4 protein-coding genes are annotated in these 4912 nt (G+C 45.0%); 2 read left to right on the plus strand and 2 right to left on the minus strand.

Annotation, left to right across the window (positions count from 1 at the left end; genetic code table 11):
- Window positions 1–104 precede the first annotated feature (104 nt).
- On the minus strand, window positions 105–1256 hold the full coding sequence (gene metK, locus AB6D80_RS24150; RefSeq protein ID WP_009847676.1) for a methionine adenosyltransferase: 1152 nt from the start codon (window positions 1254–1256) through the stop codon (window positions 105–107).
- A 377-nt stretch (window positions 1257–1633) separates the two neighbouring features.
- Between metK and tkt the strand changes: the two genes are divergently transcribed.
- On the plus strand, window positions 1634–3628 hold the full coding sequence (gene tkt / locus AB6D80_RS24155) for a transketolase (RefSeq protein WP_372189848.1): 1995 nt from the start codon (window positions 1634–1636) through the stop codon (window positions 3626–3628).
- Window positions 3629–3702: 74 nt separating this feature from the next.
- Here the strand turns inward: tkt and AB6D80_RS24160 are convergent, their stop codons facing one another.
- Window positions 3703–3939, minus strand: a complete 237-nt coding sequence (locus tag AB6D80_RS24160; RefSeq protein ID WP_012604808.1) for a hypothetical protein — start codon at window positions 3937–3939, stop codon at window positions 3703–3705.
- A 335-nt stretch (window positions 3940–4274) separates the two neighbouring features.
- Here AB6D80_RS24160 and AB6D80_RS24165 point away from each other — a divergent pair, with 335 nt between their 5' ends.
- The gene (locus AB6D80_RS24165) at window positions 4275–4874 is read left to right on the plus strand and encodes a response regulator (RefSeq protein WP_372189850.1); all 600 of its coding nucleotides are present in this window, start codon (window positions 4275–4277) and stop codon (window positions 4872–4874) included.
- The last annotated feature ends 38 nt before the right edge of the window (window positions 4875–4912 follow it).

Consider the following 4912-nt stretch of genomic DNA (forward strand, 5'->3'; position numbering starts at 1 on the left):
TTTGGACATAAAAAGACCCCCAATAATTGGTGTCCAACTATTGGGGGTCAGTTCAGAACAGAGGCTTTTAAAATTACGTTTCAGCTAAGCGTGTTGCGTAATGCTTACAGGCCTGCGAAGTCCGCAAGGATAGCTGCTTTGTCAGTTGCTTCCCAAGGGAACTCTTCGCGACCGAAGTGGCCGTATGCAGCAGTCTGCTTGTAGATAGGTTGAAGAAGGTTCAGCATCTCTTGAAGACCGTATGGACGTAGGTCGAAGTTTTGACGAACTGCTTCAATGATGATTTCGTGCGCTACTTTCTCAGTACCAAACGTTTCAACCATGATAGATGTTGGATCTGCAACACCGATAGCGTAAGACAGTTGAATCTCACAACGGTCAGCCATACCAGCAGCAACGATGTTTTTCGCAACGTAACGAGCTGCGTAAGCTGCAGAACGGTCAACTTTTGATGGATCTTTACCAGAGAATGCACCGCCACCGTGACGAGCTGCGCCGCCGTAGGTATCAACGATGATCTTACGACCTGTTAGACCACAGTCACCCATTGGGCCACCGATTACGAAACGGCCTGTTGGGTTGATGAAGAAGTTAGTGTCTTTGTTGATCCACTCAGCAGGAAGTACTGGCTTGATGATCTCTTCCATTACCGCTTCACGTAGGTCAGGTGTTGTTACTGAATCACAGTGTTGAGTTGAAAGAACAACTGCGTCGATACCAACGATCTTACCTTGGTCGTATTGGAACGTAACTTGAGATTTCGCATCTGGGCGAAGGAAGTCAAGCTTGCCGCTCTTACGTACTTCAGCTTGCTTCTTAACAAGAAGGTGAGAGTAAGTAATTGGAGCTGGCATTAGGATTGGCGTTTCGTTAGTCGCGTAACCAAACATGATACCTTGGTCACCTGCGCCTTGATCTTTAGGATCGGCTTTATCAACACCTTGGTTGATGTCTGGAGACTGCTTACCAATTGTGTTTAGTACTGCACAAGAGTCAGCGTCAAAGCCCATATCAGAATGAACGTAACCAATTTCACGAACTGTTTCACGAGTGATTTCTTCGATATCAACCCATGCAGACGTGGTTACTTCACCGCCAACCATAACCATGCCGGTCTTTACGTAAGTCTCACAAGCAACACGTGCTTTTGGATCTTGTTCAATGATGGCATCAAGAACAGCATCTGAGATTTGGTCTGCAATTTTATCTGGATGGCCTTCTGAAACAGATTCAGAAGTGAATAGGTGCTTAGCCATGAGAGCTCCACTTTTAGTTTAGTTTTTAGTTGCAAATAGTTAAATGCAAATAATTTATGCCGTCGCAATCGAGGAAGCGCCGCCATTCAATACAGTATATTTTGTAGGTGTTTCTACATCTAGACGGCTATTTTAAATTCCAACGGTCGAATTACAAGCTCTTTTTTAGGATATGTCATAACTAAACGTTTGCGTGTTGATAGGGGGAAGCCATTGTTAAGTGGTGTAAATGATCGAAAATTGCGGAAAATGACCGTTAAAGTGCCAGTAAAACGTTTGCAGTCGCTATAGTCGTTTGAGAGAATACCCGCGCTAATAAAAATGAAAACTTTAGCATCTATCTCTTTTTTAAATCGCTTATGTATCCAGGAGCAGACATGCCTTCTCGTAAAGATCTAGCCAATGCAATCCGCGCACTTAGCATGGACGGTGTTCAACAAGCAAACTCAGGCCACCCAGGCGCACCTATGGGTATGGCTGACATCGCTGAAGTTCTTTGGCGTGGCCACTTGAACCATAACCCATCAAACCCAGAGTGGGCTGACCGTGACCGTTTTATCCTGTCTAACGGTCATGGTTCTATGCTGATTTACTCTCTGCTTCACTTAGCAGGTTACGAGCTTTCAATTGAAGACCTAAAAAACTTCCGTCAACTGCACTCTAAGACTCCAGGTCACCCAGAGTACGGTTACGCTCCTGGTATCGAGACAACGACTGGTCCTCTGGGTCAAGGCATCACCAACGCTGTTGGTATGGCGATGGCTGAAAAATCATTGGCTGCACAGTTCAACAAAGAAGGCCACGACATCGTCGATCACTTCACTTATGCGTTCATGGGTGATGGTTGTCTGATGGAAGGCATTTCTCACGAAGCATGTTCTCTAGCAGGTACGCTAGGTCTTGGTAAGCTGGTTGCTTTCTGGGATGACAACGGCATCTCTATCGATGGCGAAGTTGAAGGTTGGTTCTCTGACGATACACCTAAGCGTTTTGAAGCTTACGGCTGGCACGTAATCCCAGCCGTTGATGGTCACGATGCTGACGCTATCAATGCGGCTATCGAAGCGGCTAAAGCGGATCCTCGTCCAACACTTATCTGTACTAAAACTATCATCGGTTTTGGTTCACCAAATAAAGCGGGTACGCACGACTGTCACGGTGCTCCACTAGGTGCTGATGAAATCACAGCAACTAAAGTGGCGCTTGGTTGGGAACACGGTCCTTTCGAAATCCCGGCTGATATCGCAGCTGAGTGGAATGCGAAAGAAGCGGGCGCAGCGAAAGAAGCGGCTTGGAATGCTAAGTTTGACGCATACGCAGCAGCTCACCCAGAGCTAGCAGCAGAATTTAAACGTCGTACTAACGGCGAGCTTCCAGCTGAGTGGGAAGAGAAAGCAAACGCAATCATTGCTGATCTTCAAGCTAACCCAGCAAACATCGCATCACGTAAAGCATCTCAAAATGCTCTAGAAGCATTCGGTGCTATGCTACCTGAATTCATGGGCGGCTCTGCTGACCTTGCGCCTTCTAACCTGACTATGTGGTCTGGTTCTAAGTCGCTTGAAGCGAACGACTTCTCAGGTAACTACATCCACTACGGTGTACGTGAATTCGGTATGACTGCAATCATGAACGGTATCGCTCTGCACGGTGGTTTCGTACCATACGGCGCAACGTTCCTAATGTTCATGGAATACGCACGTAACGCAATGCGTATGGCTGCTCTGATGAAAGTTCAGAACATCCAAGTTTACACGCACGATTCGATCGGCCTAGGCGAAGATGGTCCTACTCACCAACCGGTTGAGCAGATCGCTTCTCTACGTCTAACTCCAAACATGAGCACATGGCGTCCATGTGACCAAGTTGAGTCTGCTGTTGCTTGGAAACTAGCAATCGAACGCAAAGATGGTCCTTCTGCACTTATCTTCTCTCGTCAAAACCTTGCACAGCAAGACCGTGACGCTGAGCAAGTAGCAAACATCGCTAAGGGTGGTTACATTCTGAAAGATTGTGAAGGCAAACCAGAGCTTATCCTTATCGCTACAGGTTCTGAAGTTGAGCTAGCGGTTAGCGCTGCTGCTGAACTAACAGCTGAAGGTAAAGCGGTACGCGTAGTATCTATGCCAGCAACTGACGCGTTCGACAAGCAAGACGCTGAATACCGTGAGTCTGTACTTCCATCTGACGTTACAGCACGTATCGCAGTAGAAGCTGGTATCGCTGACTTCTGGTACAAATACGTTGGCTTCGGTGGCAAGATCATCGGCATGACAACGTTCGGCGAATCTGCACCAGCAGGCGAGCTATTCAAGATGTTCGGTTTCACTACTGAAAACGTAGTAAACACTGCAAAAGAGCTTCTTGCTTAATCATTCGTTGTAACGCGAATAGAAAAAAACCGAGCCACTGGCTCGGTTTTTTATTTGGCTTTCAGAAACATGAGTTACTCGAATTCATTTCCCCAATTATCAAGTTCTCTAGTCCCACAGACCTTACATTCAACGTAACGATCCATGTTGTAGTAATGACCACCATTGATAATTGAATTAGCAAACAGCTTTATTCTTCCTAACAAAGTTTTGTCGGTATCATAGCTGCTTGTTTGGCGAACAAGAACTTCACTATGTGGCGTTTCTTTATTGCACGTTTTACAAAAATGAGTCGCTGGAAATCCAGACATAACCTTTTCCTTTGGTTGAGAAAACTAGGTTAGAAACAGCCGTAGAATTAGGTCAGACTCATTTAGATATCATTGCATAATAGTTATTACATTCGCTAGATTTATAAATTCATTTTGTCGAGGTATGTCACTTAATTGATTTAGTGAGGAAATGTTACCTACTCCTGCACTCAGTACTTGTTTAGGTATTTAGCAATAGAGTTAACTGTGCATAGAGTCATTTGTAACGAACAGCTTACATTGCGGAGTTTGAGCGCATTTCGTTATTAATATTCTTGAAAGATATAACGAAGTAAGAGAATGTTGGCGCGTTGTTTTCATATGAAAGGTCTAGCATGACAAACAAAGTAATCTTGGTGGTCGATGATAGTCAGGACATTCTTGATGCTCTTAGTGAATATCTGGAACGTTCAAGCTTTACGGTTATCACAGCTCTTGAAGGCAATGAGATGTGGAAGAAGCTTGAAACTGTCACTCCAGATCTCATTATTTTAGACATCATGCTACCCGGAGATGATGGTTTGACCTTGTGCCAGAAACTACGTCTTCAATCTCAAGTTCCCATTATTATGCTCACCGCAGTAACCGACGATGCTGATCGAATAGCAGGATTAGAAATTGGAGCTGATGACTATATTACTAAGTCATTTAACCCACGTGAGCTATTAGCCAGAATCAAAGCTTTATTGAGGCGTTCCACGTTTAGCCATAGCCAAGGTGAACGGACTCTGAAATTCATGGATTGGACTTTTGACACTCTTAAACGACAACTGAAACATGAAGATGGAGAGGTGGTATCTCTTTCTAGTGCTGACTATAACTTGCTTACGCTCATGTTGGATTCCCCCAACCAATTATTAAGCCGAGATGATATTGCTCAAGCGCTTTGGGGAAGGGATGCGGAGCCACTAGAGAGAGGTGATCTGCTCCAGTAAGACTGGACACCGCATTAAGCGACATATTGTTTTTCAAA

The organism is Vibrio sp. 10N.247.310.17, assembly GCF_041466605.1.
Taxonomy (GTDB): Bacteria; Pseudomonadota; Gammaproteobacteria; order Enterobacterales; family Vibrionaceae; genus Vibrio; species Vibrio tasmaniensis_A.